General features: G+C 65.4%; 21 protein-coding genes and 1 tRNA gene. 5 read left to right on the top strand and 17 right to left on the bottom strand.

Features of this window, described 5'->3' with window-relative positions; all coding sequences use genetic code 11:
* Window positions 1–37: 37 nt before the first annotated feature.
* Window positions 38–988 (bottom strand): sigma-70 family RNA polymerase sigma factor, encoded by a 951-nt coding sequence (locus tag FAB82_RS22985; protein WP_246039763.1) that lies wholly within the window; start codon window positions 986–988, stop codon window positions 38–40.
* A 617-nt stretch (window positions 989–1605) separates the two neighbouring features.
* Between FAB82_RS22985 and orn the strand changes: the two genes are divergently transcribed.
* Together orn and FAB82_RS22975 are read left to right on the top strand one after the other, a co-directional pair.
* Window positions 1606–2232, top strand: a complete 627-nt coding sequence (orn, locus tag FAB82_RS22980) for an oligoribonuclease (RefSeq protein WP_136536897.1) — start codon at window positions 1606–1608, stop codon at window positions 2230–2232.
* A gap of 65 nt (window positions 2233–2297) precedes the next feature.
* Window positions 2298–2373 (top strand) — tRNA-His (locus FAB82_RS22975).
* Window positions 2374–2524: 151 nt separating this feature from the next.
* Here the strand turns inward: FAB82_RS22975 and FAB82_RS22970 are convergent.
* The 11 genes from FAB82_RS22970 to FAB82_RS22920 all read right to left on the bottom strand — a co-directional run bounded on the left by FAB82_RS22970 (window position 2525) and on the right by FAB82_RS22920 (window position 9787).
* The gene (locus tag FAB82_RS22970; protein WP_168801730.1) at window positions 2525–2989 is read right to left on the bottom strand and encodes a DUF1707 SHOCT-like domain-containing protein; all 465 of its coding nucleotides are present in this window, start codon (window positions 2987–2989) and stop codon (window positions 2525–2527) included.
* A 31-nt stretch (window positions 2990–3020) separates the two neighbouring features.
* On the bottom strand, window positions 3021–3503 hold the full coding sequence (locus FAB82_RS22965; RefSeq protein WP_136536895.1) for a DUF1707 SHOCT-like domain-containing protein: 483 nt from the start codon (window positions 3501–3503) through the stop codon (window positions 3021–3023).
* A 71-nt stretch (window positions 3504–3574) separates the two neighbouring features.
* Window positions 3575–4036, bottom strand: coding sequence for a DUF1707 SHOCT-like domain-containing protein (locus FAB82_RS22960; RefSeq protein WP_136536894.1), 462 nt, complete (start codon window positions 4034–4036; stop codon window positions 3575–3577).
* Between the two features lie 24 nt (window positions 4037–4060).
* The gene (map, locus tag FAB82_RS22955) at window positions 4061–4897 is read right to left on the bottom strand and encodes a type I methionyl aminopeptidase (RefSeq protein WP_136536893.1); all 837 of its coding nucleotides are present in this window, start codon (window positions 4895–4897) and stop codon (window positions 4061–4063) included.
* A 5-nt stretch (window positions 4898–4902) separates the two neighbouring features.
* Window positions 4903–5538, bottom strand: a complete 636-nt coding sequence (locus FAB82_RS22950) for an adenylate kinase (RefSeq protein WP_136536892.1) — start codon at window positions 5536–5538, stop codon at window positions 4903–4905.
* A gap of 26 nt (window positions 5539–5564) precedes the next feature.
* Window positions 5565–6902, bottom strand: a complete 1338-nt coding sequence (secY, locus tag FAB82_RS22945) for a preprotein translocase subunit SecY (protein ID WP_136536891.1) — start codon at window positions 6900–6902, stop codon at window positions 5565–5567.
* 256 nt (window positions 6903–7158) lie between these two features.
* Window positions 7159–7632 (bottom strand): 50S ribosomal protein L15, encoded by a 474-nt coding sequence (rplO, locus tag FAB82_RS22940; RefSeq protein ID WP_136536890.1) that lies wholly within the window; start codon window positions 7630–7632, stop codon window positions 7159–7161.
* A gap of 2 nt (window positions 7633–7634) precedes the next feature.
* A complete protein-coding gene (gene rpmD / locus FAB82_RS22935) occupies window positions 7635–7817 on the bottom strand; it encodes a 50S ribosomal protein L30 (RefSeq protein ID WP_136536889.1) in 183 nt (60 codons plus the stop codon).
* Window positions 7818–7833: 16 nt separating this feature from the next.
* Window positions 7834–8466 carry a 30S ribosomal protein S5 gene (rpsE, locus tag FAB82_RS22930; RefSeq protein WP_136536888.1) on the bottom strand — a complete coding sequence of 211 codons (633 nt, stop codon included), beginning with the start codon at window positions 8464–8466 and terminating at the stop codon, window positions 7834–7836.
* Window positions 8467–8672: 206 nt separating this feature from the next.
* A complete protein-coding gene (locus tag FAB82_RS22925; protein WP_136536887.1) occupies window positions 8673–8921 on the bottom strand; it encodes a DUF397 domain-containing protein in 249 nt (82 codons plus the stop codon).
* Window positions 8918–9787, bottom strand: a complete 870-nt coding sequence (locus tag FAB82_RS22920) for a helix-turn-helix domain-containing protein (protein ID WP_136536886.1) — start codon at window positions 9785–9787, stop codon at window positions 8918–8920. The genes FAB82_RS22925 and FAB82_RS22920 overlap by 4 nt, the downstream gene beginning before the upstream one ends.
* A gap of 228 nt (window positions 9788–10015) precedes the next feature.
* Between FAB82_RS22920 and FAB82_RS22915 the strand changes: the two genes are divergently transcribed.
* The 3 genes from FAB82_RS22915 (at window position 10016) to FAB82_RS22905 (ending at window position 12913) form a co-directional block, all read left to right on the top strand.
* Window positions 10016–10363, top strand: a complete 348-nt coding sequence (locus FAB82_RS22915; protein ID WP_136536885.1) for a hypothetical protein — start codon at window positions 10016–10018, stop codon at window positions 10361–10363.
* A 487-nt stretch (window positions 10364–10850) separates the two neighbouring features.
* Window positions 10851–11189: a hypothetical protein gene (locus FAB82_RS22910; protein WP_136536884.1), complete on the top strand. Its 339-nt coding sequence runs from the start codon at window positions 10851–10853 to the stop codon at window positions 11187–11189.
* A gap of 38 nt (window positions 11190–11227) precedes the next feature.
* Window positions 11228–12913, top strand: a complete 1686-nt coding sequence (locus FAB82_RS22905) for a recombinase family protein (RefSeq protein ID WP_168801729.1) — start codon at window positions 11228–11230, stop codon at window positions 12911–12913.
* A gap of 143 nt (window positions 12914–13056) precedes the next feature.
* Here FAB82_RS22905 and FAB82_RS22900 read toward each other — a convergent pair whose 3' ends face one another.
* The 5 genes from FAB82_RS22900 to FAB82_RS22880 all read right to left on the bottom strand — a co-directional run bounded on the left by FAB82_RS22900 (window position 13057) and on the right by FAB82_RS22880 (window position 16857).
* Complete coding sequence (locus FAB82_RS22900) at window positions 13057–13545, bottom strand: hypothetical protein (RefSeq protein ID WP_136536882.1); 489 nt, start codon at window positions 13543–13545, stop codon at window positions 13057–13059.
* Window positions 13546–13838: 293 nt separating this feature from the next.
* Window positions 13839–14399 carry a topoisomerase gene (locus tag FAB82_RS22895; protein ID WP_136536881.1) on the bottom strand — a complete coding sequence of 187 codons (561 nt, stop codon included), beginning with the start codon at window positions 14397–14399 and terminating at the stop codon, window positions 13839–13841.
* A 53-nt stretch (window positions 14400–14452) separates the two neighbouring features.
* Window positions 14453–15307, bottom strand: coding sequence for a TRM11 family SAM-dependent methyltransferase (locus FAB82_RS22890; RefSeq protein WP_136536880.1), 855 nt, complete (start codon window positions 15305–15307; stop codon window positions 14453–14455).
* A complete protein-coding gene (locus tag FAB82_RS22885) occupies window positions 15304–15945 on the bottom strand; it encodes a hypothetical protein (protein ID WP_136536879.1) in 642 nt (213 codons plus the stop codon). The genes FAB82_RS22890 and FAB82_RS22885 overlap by 4 nt, the downstream gene beginning before the upstream one ends.
* Window positions 15946–16209: 264 nt before the next feature.
* Window positions 16210–16857 (bottom strand): hypothetical protein, encoded by a 648-nt coding sequence (locus tag FAB82_RS22880; protein ID WP_136536878.1) that lies wholly within the window; start codon window positions 16855–16857, stop codon window positions 16210–16212.
* Window positions 16858–16961 lie beyond the last annotated feature (104 nt).

Genomic DNA, 16961 nt, shown 5'->3' with positions numbered 1-16961 from the left:
GTTTACTTCGTCGCGGTAAGCGCCGCTTCTCCCGCAGTCAAGCGGCCTCCGCCATCACCTGGTCGTTGGCCAGCTCCTTCAGCCGCGCCAGCGCCTGGATCTCCAGCTGCCGGATGCGTTCGCGCGACAGGTGGAAGCGGTGGGCGACCTCGGTGAGCGAGTGCTCGCGGCCGTCTTCGAGCCCGTAGCGGGCCTTGACGATCCCGGCCGAACGCTCGTCGAGGTGGTTGAGCATCATCTCGATGCGCTGCCGCTCCATGCCGGCGAGCACGACGTCCTCGGGACTCGGCTCGTCGGAATCGGCGACCAGGTCGCCGAGGCTGGTGTCGCCGTCGTCGCCGATCGGCGTGTCCAGCGAGACCGTGTCCTGGCTCCAGCGGATGAGTTCGTTCACGCGCTCGACGGTGACGCCGAGTGCCTTCGCGACCTGATCCGGTTCCGGGTCGCCGCCGAGCTCACGGGTGAGCTGACGGGTCACGTTCCGCATGCGGTTGACGTCCTCGACCAGATGCACCGGCAGGCGCACGGTGCGCTCCTGCTGGGCGATGGCCCGGCTGATGGCCTGGCGGATCCACCAGGTGGCGTACGTCGAGAACTTGAAGCCGCGCTGGTAGTCGAATTTCTCGACGGCGCGGACGAGCCCCGTGTTGCCCTCCTGGATGAGGTCCAGCATCGGCATGCCGGAGCGGACGTAGCGTCGGGCGATCGAGACGACCAGGCGCAGGTTGGCCTTGATGAACTGTTCCTTGGCGCGAGCGCCATCCTCCACCAAGCGCTTCAGCTCTTTCTCGGTCGCGCCGTCGAAGGCGTCGTCCTCGTTGAGCAGATGCTTGGCGAACAAGCCGGCTTCGACCGCTTTGGCCAAGTCGACCTCGGCGGCGGCGTCCAGCAACGGTGTTTTCGAGATCTCATGCAGGTATACGCCTACAAGGTCTCGCTCCTCAGCGACCTCTTCGGTGGTGAGGGTGGGTGTTGTCTTAGTCTCCACGCTCAAGGTCTCCTCCAGCTTCCTCGTCCCCCGACACCGCGTAAACGGTGTACTCGTTACAACGACCGCTTCGTTGCGTGGAATTCCGCGTCCTGGTGTTCGATACACCACGGTTACAAAACCGGCAATCCCTCAGGGGAGAGATGAGTACCGATCGGATAACCTGGCCCTGCTCATAGAAGGCCCAGTTCGCGGTTCCTATTCCCAAGACGGGGGTTCGGACCGTTCATGATGCCCTTGAGACGGGGATCACTCCACCTCAGGTGAGGCCTGAGAGCTCCGGCCCTGGTCACGGTTTTTCCCGGTCTGCTTCATCGCAAACCTTCAATCTCTAGGGGTACACGCTTGTTACCTGGAATTTATTGAGACATAATCTCAATGCGGTGCTTGTCACTGCGATCCGGGCCGCATAGGTGACGACTCTCTGATGTCTGCACCATAGCGGACCGTATCCGTGATAAGCAACACCCTTCCCGGCCAGCGGTGGTCGGATCAGCGGCATCACGCGTTCTATCCCTATGCCCATGAGTATCCTCCCGACCCCTGACAAGGAGCTGGGAACGGGATGAGCACAGACGAAGATCACGTTGGGGCCCGTTGCGCGTAGAGTGGGCCGCGTGAGCGAAGAACGCCTAGTGTGGGTCGACTGCGAAATGACCGGCCTCGACCCGGAGACCGAAGCCCTCATCGAGATCGCCGTACTGGTCACCGAGCCCGACCTGACTCCCCTGGACGAGGGCTTGGACCTCGTGATCGCCTGCGACGGAATAGAACTCGACAATATGGGCGCATTCGTGGCCGACATGCACGCCAAGTCGGGCCTGACCGACGAGGTTCGCGCCTCCACGATCTCCTTGGAAGAGGCCGAGAACGCGGTCCTGGAGTACATCAAGCAGTTCGTGCCCGAGGCTCGCACGGCCCCGTTGTGCGGCAACTCGATCGCCACCGACCGGACGTTCATCGCCAAGTACATGCCCCGCCTGGACGAGCACCTGCACTACCGCATGATCGACGTGTCCTCGATCAAGGAGCTCAGCCGCCGCTGGTACCCGCGGGTCTACTACAACCAGCCGGCCAAGGGCCTCGCCCACCGCGCGTTGGCGGACATCAACGAGAGCATCAAAGAGCTCGAGTACTACCGGCGCACCGTCTTCGTGCCGCTCCCCGGTCCGTCGACCGAGGAGGCGAGGTCGGCGGCCGCCGACCTGAGCATCGTTGAGACCCCGAACACCGAACCCGGTTGACAGATCGGGCCGGGTTCTGGCTATGATTGTTCGCGGCTACAGGGATTCCTTGTAAGCCGAACTTGGTGGGCGTAGTTCAGCTGGTAGAACGCCTGGTTGTGGTCTAGGAGGTCGCGGGTTCAAGTCCCGTCGTTCACCCCAAGGCAAAAGGCCCCGCGGTTTCCGCGGGGCTTTTTCGTGCGCTCGGGCCGGGTTCCAGGAGCCGTGCCGCACGGAGCGTCCCGGGCGCAGGACGTCCCGTCGTTCATCCCGTTCGTACTGAGCCCCGCGGAAACCGCGGGGCTCGTGCCAGTCAGCGGCGCCTGCGGCGGCTTTCCCGACGCTTCTTTTCCAGCGCCGGGCGAATGATCGCGCGCTCCGCCACCGTCAGCGCCCCCGCCACCACCAGCAGCGGGACCATGACCCACATCGGCCAGAAGTAGACCCATCCGATGGTGGCCAGCAGGATCGCCCAGACTCCCAGATTGATCCCGATCGGAATCGAGATCCCGACCCACACCCACTTCACCCAGTCCGGAGTCCGCAGCGGCTCAAGCGGTTCCGCCTCGAGAATCGCCTGATACGCGGGCAGGTCCCCCAGCACGTCCTCGACGTCGCCGGCGGTCTTCGCCTCCAGGATCCTGCCGACCCGCTTCTCGTATTCCTCGAGCGTCAGGTAGCCGCGGTCGACGGAGGTCCGCAGCAGTTCGGACAGCGCCGTACGTTCGACATCGCCGATCCGCATGTGGCGGTCGCCGTTGGGTATCAGGGCGGACATGGAACTCCTCATAGGGGGTTGGGGATCGGAATCAATCACGGGTGAAGCGGTCGCACAGCCACCAGGCGATCGTGATCGCCCCCAGCACGCTCATGGGGTACGCCGGCCAGAAGTTGTCCCACTCCGGGTCACCCGAGCTGAGATTCGAGACGATCCACGCGGTGGTCGCGATGGTCCCGACCCAGATGAGCCAGTGCAGCGACGGCGGGACGAAATGCCCCTTCCGCCGCTGCTTCCGTTCCGGCTTCGATTGCGGTTTTGATTGCGGCTCAGACGAATCGCTCGCGCCCCGGGGACGCGCGGGCTCGATCGTCCCGGAGTCGGGACGGCTGAGGGGCAGGTCGTCGAAGATCAGGTCGAGTTCCGCGTGGGTCTTCGCCTCATAGACCTGATGCGATCGGGTGTCGAATTCGGACAGATCGAGGCGGCCTTCGTCCAAGGCGCGCTGGAGGAGGGCTACCGCTTCGTCTCGATCGGCGTTCGAGATCCGAAACCGTCCCAGGTCTTCGGTCACGCGATAAGTATGTCATCACTGGACACTTGCGGCGAGCACCACTCAGGTTCCGATGCCGGTCAACGGCCCTCTCAGCGGTCCCGATTCCGGCCGCTGGTCAGCCATTGGGCCAGGAAGATCGCCAACATGATGCCGATCGGCCAGGCGGGCCAGAAGTTCTGGACCTCGCCCGAGGATACCGAGGAGATCAGCCAGATCGCGGTCGTGGGAACCGCCACCCAGATCAGGGTCTGCACTGAAGCGGGCAGGCCGCGGCGGCCGTGGACGCGGCCCTGCACGGCCGCCTCGCGCTCGGCGCGCTCCTCGGGGGTCAGTTCGATCGTATTGACCGCCTGGTCCGCGGCGCGGTCCTGCGGGAGGTCCTCGAAGATCAGGTCCAGCTCGGCATTGGTCTTCGCCTCAAGGGCGGACTTGGTGCGCTCGTCGAATTCGCCCAAGTCAATGCGGCCCTCGTCGAGCGCATGCTGCAAACGCTCCATCGCCTGGTCGCGATCGGCGTTCGAGATTCGAAGCTTGCCTTGATCTTCCGTCACACCGGCAATTATGGCACCGGAGGATTACTCGGCACGAGCCGCGCTGGCGGCCAGTTCACCCAGGTGTTCGACGCCGCCGTCCGGCGCCGTCAGCACCCAGATGCCGTCCTCGCACAGCGCGATGGTGTGCTCGGTGTGGGCGGCCGCGGAGCCGTCGTCTGTGACGATGGTCCAGCCGTCCTCGAGCTCGGCGGTGTCCGGCGAGCCCAGCGTGATCATGGGCTCGATGGCCAGGGCCATGCCGGTGCGCAGCTTCGGGCCCTCGCCGGGGCGGCCGTAGTTGAGGATGTGCGGGTCCTGGTGCATCTCCGTGCCGATGCCGTGCCCGCCGAAGCCGGTCACGATGCCGAAGGAGGAGTTGTCCTCGATCGAGCGCTCGATCGCGTTCGAGATGCCGCCCAGGCGCTTCGCGGTGGCGGCGGCCCGGATGCCGGCCCACATCGAGGCCTCGCAGGCCTCGCGCAGCGCCGTCAGCTTCGAGTCCACCGAACCGATCTCGATGGTGATGGCGGCGTCGCCGTGCCAGCCGTCGACGATGGCGCCGACGTCCACGGACAAGAGGTCGCCCTCGGCGAGGACCGCGTCCTCGCTGGGGATGGCGTGGACGATCTGCTCGTTCACCGAGGAGCAGATCGACGCCGGGTAGGGCCCGAATCCGATGTCGTAGCCCTTGAAGGAGGGCACGGCACCCGCTGAGCGGATCACGTCATCGGCGATTCGGTCGAGTTCCGCCGTCGACACCCCGGGCCGGGCCGCATCGCGCATGGCCCGATGGACCTCGGCGACGACCAGGCCCGCGGCCCGCATCTTGACGATCTGGGCAGGGGTCTTGTACTGGATCTGCTGGCGACGGCGGAACACGGCGGTTACTTGTCGGCGCCGATGGCGGACAGCGCCCGCGCGGTCACCTCGGCGACCTCACCGATCGCGTCGATCTGGACCAGTTTGTCCCGGGCCCCGTAGTAGCCGATGATCGGGGCGGTCTGCTCGGCGTAGACCTTGAGCCGGTTCTTGATGGTCTCCGGCTGGTCGTCGGAACGCTGGTACAGGTCGTCCGATTCGGGGTCCTCGGGCGGGTCGAATTCGAGGTGGTAGACCTTGCCGGTCGACTTGGAGACGCGGCGTCCGGACAGCCGACGCACCACCTCGTCGTCATCCACGGTCAGTTCCAGGGCCACGTCCAGGCTCACGCCGGCCGCGAGGAGCAGTCCGTCGAGCACCTCGGCCTGCTCGGTGTTGCGGGGGTAGCCGTCGAGCAGGAACCCGTCCAGCGCGTCGTCCTGTTCCAGGCGGTCGGCGACCATCCGGTTGGTGACCTCGTCGGGCACCAGGTCCCCGGCGTCCATGTAGCGCTTGGCCTCCAGGCCGAGCGAGGTACCGCCGGAGACGTTGGCGCGGAAGATGTCACCGGTGGAGATCTTGGGGACGCCGAGTCGTTCGGCGATGATCTCCGCCTGGGTCCCCTTGCCGGCCCCGGGCGGGCCTACCAGTACCAGTCGCAAATTCCGTTCCTTCCCTTCCCGCTTGACTAGCGCAGGAAGCCCTCGTAGTGGCGCTGCATCAACTGGGACTCGATCTGCTTGACCGACTCCAGGCCGACGCCGACCATGATCAGCACGGAGGTGCCGCCGAACGGGAACTGCGCGAACAACTGCTGGTTTCCGAACGCGATGATGGCCAGATTGGGAAGGATAGCGATTGTGGCCAGGTAAAGCGAGCCTGGGAAGGTCAGGCGTGACAGGACTCGCTGCAAGTAGGTGGCGGTCGGCTTGCCGGGACGCACACCTGGGATGAATCCGCCGGCCTTCTTCATGTTCTCGGCGACGTCGTCCACCTTGAAGGTGATCGAGACGTAGAAGTACGTGAAGAAGATGATCAGCGCGGTGTAGACGAGGATGTACACCCACGAGCCCTGGTCGATCAGGTAGCGGTCGATGAAGTTCGTCCACCACGAGTCGGAGCCGGCGTTCAACTGGAGGAACAGCGTCGGGATGTACAGCAGCGAGGAACCGAAGATGACCGGGATGACGCCGGCCTGGTTGACCTTGAGCGGGATGTACGTGGAGGTCCCGCCGTAGGCCCGGCGGCCCACCATCTTCTTGGCGTACTGCACCGGGATGCGGCGCTGGGACTGCTCGATGAAGATGACCGCGACGAGGATGGCGATGCCGACCGCGACGATCGCGCCGAACATGAACCAGCCCTCGGAGTTCTTCAGGCCCCAGAACTGGCCGGGCATCTGCGCGGCGATCGAGGCGAAGATCAAGAGGCTCATGCCGTTGCCGACGCCGCGCTCGGTGATCTGCTCGCCGAACCACATGATCATCGCGGTACCGGCGACCATGACCGACACGACCACGACGATGGTCATCCAGTACGGGATATTGGCCTCGGAGCCCGACAGGTCAGGGAGGATCTCGTCGGGACACGTCGTCTGGAACAGCACACCCGAACGGGCCAACGCGATATAGCTGGCGGCCTGGAGCAGCGCCAGACCCAGGGTCAGATACCTGGTGTACTGGGTGATCTTGACCTGGCCCGGCTGGCCCTCCTTGCGCAACTGCTCGAGTCGCGGGATCACAACAGTCAAGAGCTGCATGATGATCGAGGAGGTGATGTACGGCATCACGCCGAGTGCGAACACCGAGAGCTGAAGGAGCGCTCCCCCGGTGAACATGTTCAACAGTCCAAAGGCGCCGGCGTCGTCGTCCGGGGCGATGTCCAGGCAGGTCTGCACAGCGGCGTAGTCGACGCCGGGGCTCGGCATCTGCGCACCAAGACGATACAGTCCGATGATCATCAAGGTGAACAGGATCTTCTTGCGCAGATCGGGAGTCCGAAACGCGCTTATGAAGGCGGAGAGCAAAGCAGTTCCTCCTGAACAAGACCCCTGGGGGGGTCCACCGGCAGGTCCGTTCGGATTACGGTGCCCGCCATGGTAACCAGTGGGCGTGTATATGTTCCGAGCGAGGTGTCACACGCCGAGGAAGACGGTGGTCCTCGCTACGGGAGCCTAGCAGGCGTCCACAGGCGCAGATATTCGGCATTCGCCATGACGAAACGGGCCGGAGTTCCCTCCGACCCGCTTCGCAGATCATTTGTGCGGCCGAAGCCCAGGGCGATTATTCGCCGAGGGGCTCGCCGGTCTTCTTGTCCACCACGGTGGTCGAACCGCCGGCGGCGGTGACCTTCGTGGTCGCCGACGCGGAGAAGGCGTGCGCCTTCAGGTCGAACTTGACGCCGTCGACTTCACCGGAGCCGAGGACCTTGATGAGCTCCTTCTTGTTGAGGACGCCCACCTCGATCAGCTGCTCGGGGCCGACCTCGCCGCCCTCGGGGAAGAGCTCCACGAGACGGTCGAGGTTCACCACCTGGAAGACGACCTTGTTGTGCGGCTTGAAGCCCTTGAGCTTCGGCAGCCGGATCTGGAGCGGCATCTGGCCACCCTCGAACCCGGCCGGCACGGTCTTGCGGGCCTTGGTGCCCTTGGTGCCTCGCCCAGCGGTCTTGCCCTTGGAGCCTTCACCGCGACCGACGCGGGTCTTGGCCTTCTTGGCGCCGGGGGCGGGCTGCAGGTCATGGATGCGAATCGTCATGACTACTCGACCTCCTCGACTTCGACCAGGTGGCGGACGCTGTGGACCATGCCGCGGTACTGCGGCAGGTCGTCCTTGAATACCGTCTGGCGGATTTTGCGCAGACCGAGGGTCTGCATGGTGGCCCGGTGCTTCGGCTTGGTGCCGATGACGGAGCGGACCTGGGTGATCTTCAAACGTGCCATGCTGTTCTCGATCCCCCTAAGCCTGCGCGGCCTGGGCGGCCTCGGCGCGGGCGCGCAGCAGACCCTTGGGAGCAATGTCCTCCAGGGCCATGCCGCGGCGGGCCGCGACGGCCTCCGGGCTTTCGAGCTGCTTGAGCGCGTGCACCGTCGCGTGGACGATGTTGATCGCGTTCGAGGAGCCGAGCGACTTCGACAGGACATCGTGAATGCCGGCGCACTCGAGGACGGCGCGGACCGGTCCACCTGCGATGACACCGGTACCGGCCGAGGCGGGCTTCAGCATGACGACGCCGGCGGCGTCCTCACCGAGCACCTCGTGCGGGATGGTGCCGCCGATGCGCGGGACCTCGAAGAAGGCCTTCTTGGCCTCTTCGACGCCCTTGGCGATCGCCGCGGGGACTTCCTTGGCCTTGCCGTAGCCGACACCGACGTTGCCCGCACCGTCGCCGACGACGACGAGTGCGGTGAACGCGAAGCGACGACCGCCCTTGACGACCTTGGCGACACGGTTGATCGTGACGACGCGCTCGATGTGCGGGGACTTCTCGGCGCGGTCGCGTCCGCGACCGCCGTCCCGGCCCCCGCGGCCGCCGCGACCGCCACGTCCGCCGCGGTCACCGCCAGCCTGCTGCTGTGTTTGTTCAGCCACTTGACTGAATCCCTTCGTTCGCTAAACGCCGGTCCGGTTCGGGACCGACTCGCTGTGGTTGTCCGGGTTCGAGACCCGGAGAATGCCGCGCCGAAGCGCAACCTCTCGATTATGCCTGGTCAGGGGTTATGCGACGAACGGCGGGGTCGGGATGAGGCAGGCGACACAGCGCACGGCGGGGCATCGGAGGCCGACGCACGCGCGATTTACTCGGTGAAGTCGAACTCGCCGTCTCGGGCTCCGGCGAGGAAGGCATCCCATTCGGCGCGGGTGTAGACGATGACCGACCCCTCGGGGTGGTGCGAGTGACGGACGGCGACCCGGCCGGAATTGTCGGCCAGCGCCCCGGCCTCGACACAGCTGCCGCCGTTGCTGTCGCTGCGCGAACTGATCTTCCAGCGAATCCCGGCAAGCTCCGGGGCCGAAAGCTCCTGGACAGTACCGGTGATCTTCACTTGGTCTCCTTCAATACGGACTTGATAAGCGCCGCCGATCTCTTCTGGTCGAGCGCAGCCTTATTCACATCGTGCCACGCATCCTCGAACCGATCCACATCAGGTGATTCGACATAGAGCGCCCCTCCGAGCGACTCGACATAGGCGACATCCGTGAACTGCTCTGGCATCACGAACAGCAAGAAGCTGCCCAGATGGCCGCTGTGCGGTCCGTGGGCTGTGGGCAGGACCCGGATCTCGATGGTCTCCAGCTCTCCAAGGTCCAGCAGATGCCTGAGCTGTTCACTCATCACCTTGACTCCGCCGATCGGCCTGTGCAACACCGGCTCTTCGATCACCATCGTGTACCGAAGTGCTTCATCGCCGGCGAGGATCGCCTGTCGCCCGAGCCGAAGGTCCACCCATCGCTGGATCTGCGCTTCCTCCGCATCCGCTTCGGCTTTGCGAATCAAGGTCTCCGCGTAGGCACGGGTCTGCGCCAGACCGTGAATCACCATGTTCTGGTACACGCAAAGCTCATCGGTACGCGACTCCAGCCAGGGCAGGTCTACGAAGTCCTTAGCGACTTCCTTCTTATAGGGATCCCACCAGCCTTTGCGCCAGACATCTTCACACAGTTCGAGCAGAGTCTCGCGGGTCTTCTCGTCCTCGACCCCGTAGTAAGTAAGGAGCGCGTACACGTCGGCCCGCCGGATCGGATAGTCGCCGGTCTCGTAGCGCCCCACGACTGAGCGGTCCCGTTGCAGGAACTCGGCCACTTCCACGGGCGAGATGTCGGCGGCTTCACGGAGAGCGCGCAAGCGCTCGCCGAGCCACCGGGATCGAAGGCTGCTACCGGGTCCTTTGGGTCGTCCGCGTCCTGCCATCGCCCTACCTCCATCGCTCGTTCGAGTCTCAGCGTTGCATATTTTTGGACGAAATGCGTTTTGAAGCTTGCGCTGTGATTAGGTTTGTGTCAATCTACCACTGGGCGTGGTTTTGGTCACGGAGGTTATACGCGAGTGTCCGAGCCCCAGCCCGAAACAGGAGCCGGCCGGGGCGGTCAGAAGGTTGGTAGCCAGATCCGCCCCGGCCTCGAACATCGGAGGCAGAACATGTCTACGCCCGACAAGGCCATTGTCGCCCACCCGACCGACAAGTCCAAGCACGATTCCGGCGGCGTCCCGCAGTCGTTCACCATCCGTTGCGCCGAGTGCGCCGACGACCTCGGATCCCACCTGCCGCACTGCCCCGGCGTCATCGCCGCCGGCTACGACACCATCGAGGTCGGCGCCTTCTCCAGCACGGTCTATCCCAAGGCCGGGGGCAACTTCTGCACGCACGACAACGCCCTCGGCGCCCTGCGCTTCTACCTGATGTTCGGCCCGGTCGAACTCCACCTCGCCGACGGCAGCGTCTTCACGATGGAGGATCTGTCCATCGGCTCGTTCGAATCCGACTGACCTGCCGCGCTCGAGCACTGACCGGGCGGCCGTGAATCAGCGACAGTGGAGGTCCGGCCGGCCCGGGGCCCGGTCGGCTGGCGGTCCGGGTGCATAGAGGTTGCGCTTCAGACGAGTCAGCGACAGTGGCGGTCTGCCCAGGCCGGCTGTGGTCGGCTGGCGGTCGGGGTGCGTGTGGGTTGGGCTTCAATCGAATCAGCGATGGAGAGGTGCGGAGGGTGGCTGGCATTCGTTGCCGGGGCGGGGCCTGTTGGTGGGGCCAGTTGGTGAGCCCGGCCCGGCCTCGGCCGTAGGGATGGCAGGGGCAGTAATGCCGCCTTCGGGCACGACGGAGGGCCCGATCCCGCTGGTCCCGTTGCCGGGTGGGGTCGGGCTGCGGTCCTTTGCGGGTCCGCTTCCCCCGCCGCCGTTGCTGCCTGGCGGCGGGGCACGGTAACCGGTCGGGCGGTGGGGTGGCCGTGGCCGGTTCGGCTTCGGCGGTGGAGGGTTGGCGGAAGCGTTCCCTTGCCCTGGCTTTGGCCCGTTTGAGGTCGATGCCGATCCGGTGGAGCGCATAGGCGTCGAGGACATCCTTCAAGTCACGGTCTGGGACTTGTGCGTGTTCTTCGGGGTAGAGGCCGGTGGGGAAAGCATCATCAGGCCCGTTCCTGAAGTCTTCATCGAGGTCGATGTTGCTGCGGTGGTCTTCGCAGCCGTGCCCGCAGCCCTGGCCGCCCGAGTATTCGTGCATGTCCTCAGGGGTGGCCTCGTGGCCGTGGTGGTGGACGATCAACGCACTACCGGGGCCGGTCTTGGTGACCGTCCAGCCGGGGGTGTGGACACATGAGAATAAACAACATATCCTCGAACGTAGGAGGCAATCGTATGACCCCCAGAACCAAGGCCAGGCGATACAGCGTCGCAAGCGACCTCAGCATCAAGTACAAGCACCTCATCTGGACCCCTCAGCAGCTTGCCGAGGCCGAGCCGGACTCGGTGACAGCGATCTACGTCCGCCGCTCCCCGAGGCCGGGTGAGGATGACACGCTCTCCCTGGAGAACCAGATCACGAACGCCCTCAAGGAGTGCGAGGCCCGCAGCTGGGTCAATGTGGCACTGTTCCTTGACCAGTCGGTCAGTGCCTCGAACCCGCGCAAGCCGCGCCCTGAATACACCCGCATGATCGAAGCCCTCAAGTCCGGTGTGCTCGCGCGGGCGATCTGCCGTGACAACGAACGGCTCTACCGGCTCCCGCTGGAACTCGAAGACCTCATCAGCCTGCTCGATTCCAAGGACTTCCCCGTCTACCTCACCCATGACGCACACTTCGACCTGAGCACGCCGGGAGGGCGGCTCAACGCCCGCATCCGTGTCGACATCAACCGGTCGATGGTCGAGGAGATGGCGAAGAAACGGAACCTGACCGAGCTGGAGCGCGTCCGCCAGGGGATGCCCTCGACCGGCCGGGCAAAGTTCGGCTACACCAAGACCGAGGACAAGACCTCGTACACCATCGTCCCCGAGCAGGCAGCGGCGATCCGCGACGGCTACAACTACGTGCTCGCGTTGGGCGGGACCCTCGCGGAGGTCTCGCGCCGCTGGAACAAAGCGGGGTTCACGAACACGGCGGGCAACGCCTTCGACTGGGACACGGTCAAAGCCGCACTCCTGGCCCCCGAGCTGTGCGCGATGCGCGCCTACCAGCGCACCACCTACCTGTACGACTCCGCGCCCGAACCGGTCGCGCCCTGGCTCGCGGAGCTGACTCCCGGCAACTGGGAGCCGATCGTCACCCGCCAGGAGTGGGAAGCGATGAAAGCGGTCCTGACGCGGACGCTGTCGGAGAAAGGCAACCACAAGCGCTACATGGGATCGGGCATCTACCAGTGCGGGCCGGTCGATGAGTGCCTGCCGCTGCGCTCGCACTGGGCGAGCGGGTACCTGTACTACGTGTGCCGCCGCGAGTGCTGCGGCAAGCAGCACACCTCCGTGCGCGCGGACCGGATCGACGAGTACGTGACCGGCCTGTTGATGGGCTACCTCCAGTCCCCGGAGCAGTACGAGGCGTTCATGGCGACCGGCAAAGACGACGCCGAGTCCGCACGAGCACAGGCCGCGGCGAAGGAGGCCAAGCGCTCCGAGATCGAAGCGACGCAGGAGGAGATGGCGGAGATGTACTTCGCCGGGCAAATCTCCAAGAAGGCGTTCCTGGCCGGTGAAGCCCGAGCCAAGCGGGAGCTAGAGGCTCTGGGCGAGACCGAAGCCGTCGCCGAGGCCCCGGCCAGACTGACCGAGGTCCCCTGGGACCAGGTCTACCGCGAATGGGAAGACCTGGACATCGAAGCGCAGCAGAACATCCTCTCTCAGGTGTTCCCGGAGATCATCGTCTTCCCGACCGGGAAGACCTCGAAGAAGCCACCCATCGAGGAATACGTACACGTCTATGACTACCGGGGCCGGTTGCTGCCGCTGGCGGAAGACGAGGAGACGCAGGCGACGCGACTGGCGCAGCGGGCCATGGCTGCCAAACACGATCAGGAACTGGTCGCAGCGATGCGGCAGTGGGCCTGACTGAATAGACGCAGTGGGGAACTCCCGACCTTGACAAATCGGGTCTCGTAACCCCCGACGTTACCCAAAGTTTGTCGGTCATACGACAACCGCCCAACGCTCTCCAGCCGAGTCCGCAGCGAGTGGGTTAGTCGGCTCGGGCTCTATGCATCCGGATGCTTGTGGTGAATGTTCGGCAGCCGTATCGACATCAGGAGGAGCCCGACGAACCCCCAGCATTGCACCAGTGCACCGGCGACCGCCAGCGCGGTGGGCCAGAATCCTTTGCCGATTGACACTGCGGCCATCACCATCAGCACGATGAGCACGAAGGACTCCGACAACCACCAGCCGATCAAGTTGTCACCGACCTTGAACAGCTTGCGGAGCAGCACATTGAGCCCGCCGAAAGCAACCGCGCAGCCGAATCCGATCCAACTCAAATGCAAAAAACCAGTCCAGAACGGGAGCCCAGGCCTCACCAGCCAGTCTCCCGTAAAGGATGCTCCACGGGCCCACTCCACACCGCCAAGGTCAGCGAAGACTGTGTACCCGAGCCCGATCACGGCGACGACCAAGCTCCACACCGCCACGATGACGCCGTGCTTCGCAACTTTCAGTGTCGCTAGGTGATGGTCGGTGTCTTCACCCACTGCTGCCGCCTAAGGATTCGGGATCGACAAGAGGGGGCCCCGCGCTGCTTGTCTTGGGCCGCAACATCATACCGCAAACTGGAGGTCAACTGCTGACCACGGGCGAACCGCTGCCCTACTAAGCCCGCGCTAGGTAGCAGATGATGCCAAAGCAAACGGTGTTGCGACCCTTCGGAACGGCGTCCCGGGATCAGATATCGAACAGCGAATCCTGGACCGAGACCTCAGCCTTGGGAGCCTTCTTCGCGGACTTCTTGGCAGCCTTGCTCTTCAGGTGGAGCCCCTGCTCGACTTCAAGGGCGTAACGCCGCTGGTTCTCCTCGAGCAACCGGGTGTGACTCGACAATGGCGGCGGGGATCTGCGCGGCCAGTTCGTTCGCCCACTGCATCGATTGGTCCCGGTCGCCGATCCGGGTGAAGATCCTGACCTTTTTGTAGCCCTGGAACGCCTGGGCCATGTAGGGTTTCCAGCCAGTGACGCTTTGGACGCCAACAGCGTGGAGGCCGTAAGTGAGGGCGGTGATGGTGTCCCACTCGCCCAGGCAGATGCAGATTTCGTCTGCCGGTGCGAGCAGGTCACGGGTGTTGTAGAGGCGCACCCCGTGACCGGGTAGTGAGCTGATCTTGTCGTGGTGCTCGTGTGCACAGTCGTCAGCGATACACGCGAAGCGAATCGTGGTGACGTTCGGGCCCGAGTAGCCGTGCCGCAGGTATGGGACGGCCAACATACCTTGGAACCGCTCGTGGCTTGTCGATGGCTCACCGACGTATCCGAGGCCGAGGCGCCGGATCAAGGCCGGGTCGGTGATGCCCCGGCGGTTCGCCACATAGTCGAAGGCCGGTGAGTCGGCCATCTGCTTCGCGTAGCTCCCGGCTGATTCCAACAGCGTCCTCTCAGATGTGGTGGTCACCTGGGCCTCCGGGCGACGATGACGTCTTCGTGGACGCACAGATGCGCAGGAAAACCCATCCGGGCGAGGCGGCGGGCGTGGTGAAGCCCGAAGAAGGAGTGATGGGGACGCAGGACCCCGTCGTTCCAGGAGGCCAGGAGTGCGACGTGGCGGGCGTGGAGGTCGAACCCGCAGACGGCAGCGGTGGCGGCGAGCTCGCCGGGCAGGTCGATCAGGAGTCCGGCAGCACGGTAGGGCCGGCCGGTGAGGACCAGGAACCCTCCTGGCCGAAGTACCTCGTGGCAGGCGAGGAGGACTTCAGCGAGACCGGCCGCGAAGCGGTCGGGGCCGGTGAGGGCGAGCTGGCCGGGATGGGGCCGGTGGATGAAGGGGTGCTCACTGGTCGCGGCGAGGCGGCCGGGCCCGGTGTAGGTGCGGACGCGGGCGTGCCCGTAGAGCCCGTACGGCGGTGAGGCCAAGATGAGGGCGACGTCGCCGACCGCTCCGAGCGGAAGAAGGTCGGGCAGGTCGCGTGCATCGCCGCACCGCACTGAGCCGGTTCCGGCCGCGCCCTGGGCGGTGGCGAGGTCGATGTTGTCGACGGCCATGTCGACCCAGGGCGGCTCGCAGTCGACACCGATGGCGTCCCGTCCCAGATGCATCGCCTCGACCACGCTCGTGCCGATCCCGCACATCGGATCGACTACGAGGTCGCCGCGCCGTGAATAAGCGGCGATGGCGTGGGCGGCGAGCGCTGGCGGCATCTTCGCGGGGTGTTCGGTGGAGGCTTTCGTGTAGCGGCCTGCGCGCTGGGTCCGCTGGTGCTGTTGGCCACTCGCCCAGATCGATGCGAGCTGACGCGGGGCGTTCATCGCTCACCTCCGGCGAAGTCGGTGCGGCAGAACAGCGCCACGTCCCGGTGGACGCGGGTCAGCGCCTCGGGCAGGGCGAACTCCTCGTCCAGCTCCTCGGCCTCGGCGGCGGCGTGTTCGTAGACCTCGGTGGCCGCGCAGACGATGTGCGCCTGGAAGACCAGGTCGTTGGTGGCCACAGGCGGTAGGTCTGCCGGGCCGGCGGCGTCGATGAGGGCCAGTCGGCCCGCGGGCTGAAGGGTGGCGACCGCTCCGGCCCAAATGTCCGGCAGCGCGGTCAATCGGGCCGGGGCGATGGTCAGGCGAGAGCGGCCTGCGAAGCGCGCGAGCGTATCGGCCAGGGCTGCCCGGGGCGAGTACAGCATGGTCAGGCGCGAACGGTCGGCCACCGGGAGGGCGGGGAGCTCGGCGAGGACGGCGCCCGCGTCCCGGCGTGAGGTCGCGATCGCGGTGACCCGGCGGCCGGTGGCCACGAGATCGGACGGATCGATGTCGGCGTCGATGACAGTGACGCTCTCGCCTGGCGCGGCCAGGCGGGCGGCGACCTGGGTGGTGATTTCGGCGGTGGTGGCGGGGCCGGGCCAGACGTTCAAGGGGACGTCGATGTGTCCGGGTCGGTGGTTCGGTGGTGTCGTCATGGCGGTGGCGCAGGGGCCGTTTGCTTCCAGTCATAGAAGAACCGCATCTTGTGACCGGCCTCTGACCTGCACTGTGACCGGTTGTGCCCGCGTGTGATCGGTTGTGAATGGACAGTCAGGGCGGGTCGGAGCTATACTCCCGCGCTGGTAATCCGGCAGCGGTGAACGCTGGTTGGTACAGCCGATTTCGGGCATGAAAAAAGCCGGGTTCGCGTGCGGGCAGGTGGCCCGAGCATCTGCTCGGGCCACCTGGGGCCGGTTGGTTCAGTCCTGGCTGCCGTCGTCGTGGTCTCCTCGACGGGGTGGCCGGTCGGCGATTTCGGTCAGTTCGGGGGTCCAGATCGAGCACTGGTCTCGCTCGCACGAGTGCTCGGCGTGGAAGTCGGACTGGCAGGCCGACGCGGGCACGCCGGGCAGTGCTTCGACCTGTGCGTACAGGCGGGCTTCGTGCAGGTGGTGGTCGATCGCGGCGAGGTCTTGCTCGTAGTGCACCGCTTTCGGGTTCGCTTCGATGGCGTCGGCGACCCATCGACGGTGGGCTTCGAGTTGGCGGATTGCTTCGTCGTACAGCTCGGCGCGGTTTTCTGCCTGGAACTCGACAGCCCAGTCCTCGGCGTCGAAGTTGAGGTGCTTGTAGACGTAGGTGACCTGGCCGTTCTCCCCGATCGTGATGCGGTAGTAGTGCTCCAGGTCGCCGTGGAACCCGTCGGTCGGTTCTGCCGGGAGGGAGCCGTCGCTGACCGTGTCGAGGTAGGCGCGGTAGCTGTCGGCAGTCCAGGGTTTGTCGAGTGTCCAGGCCCAGAAGATGAACTCGGCCATGTTCGGGATCTGGTATTCCGGCGAGCCCCAGTGGAGGTAGAGCCGGACGGTTGTGTCGGTGAAGGTGATCTTGGTGATCGAGCGTGAACCCATGATGGGCTCCTTCCTCATCGTGCGGATATTGCGGAGGAATGGCTGCTGGGTTGAGCTATGGCGATGGCTCGGTGTCGGGCTTGTCGGGGTTGCCTCTGTCGAGC

Source organism: Glycomyces buryatensis (assembly GCF_004912275.1).
Lineage (GTDB): Bacteria > Actinomycetota > Actinomycetes > Mycobacteriales > Micromonosporaceae > Glycomyces > Glycomyces buryatensis.
Note: the sequence above shows the minus strand (reverse complement) of the source record. Positions and strands in the feature narration are given on the sequence as shown.

Excerpts from the sequence above, each read along its gene's own strand:
- FAB82_RS22880 (WP_136536878.1), bottom strand. The coding sequence starts at position 16,857 with ATGGGTTCACGCTCGATCACCAAGATCACCTTCACCGACACAACCGTC.
- FAB82_RS22885 (WP_136536879.1), bottom strand. The coding sequence starts at position 15,945 with ATGACGACACCACCGAACCACCGACCCGGACACATCGACGTCCCCTTG.
- FAB82_RS22895 (WP_136536881.1), bottom strand. The coding sequence starts at position 14,399 with ATGGCCGACTCACCGGCCTTCGACTATGTGGCGAACCGCCGGGGCATC.
- rpmD (WP_136536889.1), bottom strand. The coding sequence starts at position 7,817 with ATGGCACGTTTGAAGATCACCCAGGTCCGCTCCGTCATCGGCACCAAG.
- FAB82_RS22905 (WP_168801729.1), top strand. The coding sequence starts at position 11,228 with ATGACCCCCAGAACCAAGGCCAGGCGATACAGCGTCGCAAGCGACCTC.
- FAB82_RS22915 (WP_136536885.1), top strand. The coding sequence starts at position 10,016 with ATGTCTACGCCCGACAAGGCCATTGTCGCCCACCCGACCGACAAGTCC.
- FAB82_RS22890 (WP_136536880.1), bottom strand. The coding sequence starts at position 15,307 with ATGAACGCCCCGCGTCAGCTCGCATCGATCTGGGCGAGTGGCCAACAG.
- rplO (WP_136536890.1), bottom strand. The coding sequence starts at position 7,632 with ATGACGATTCGCATCCATGACCTGCAGCCCGCCCCCGGCGCCAAGAAG.
- FAB82_RS22970 (WP_168801730.1), bottom strand. The coding sequence starts at position 2,989 with ATGTCCGCCCTGATACCCAACGGCGACCGCCACATGCGGATCGGCGAT.
- FAB82_RS22920 (WP_136536886.1), bottom strand. The coding sequence starts at position 9,787 with ATGGCAGGACGCGGACGACCCAAAGGACCCGGTAGCAGCCTTCGATCC.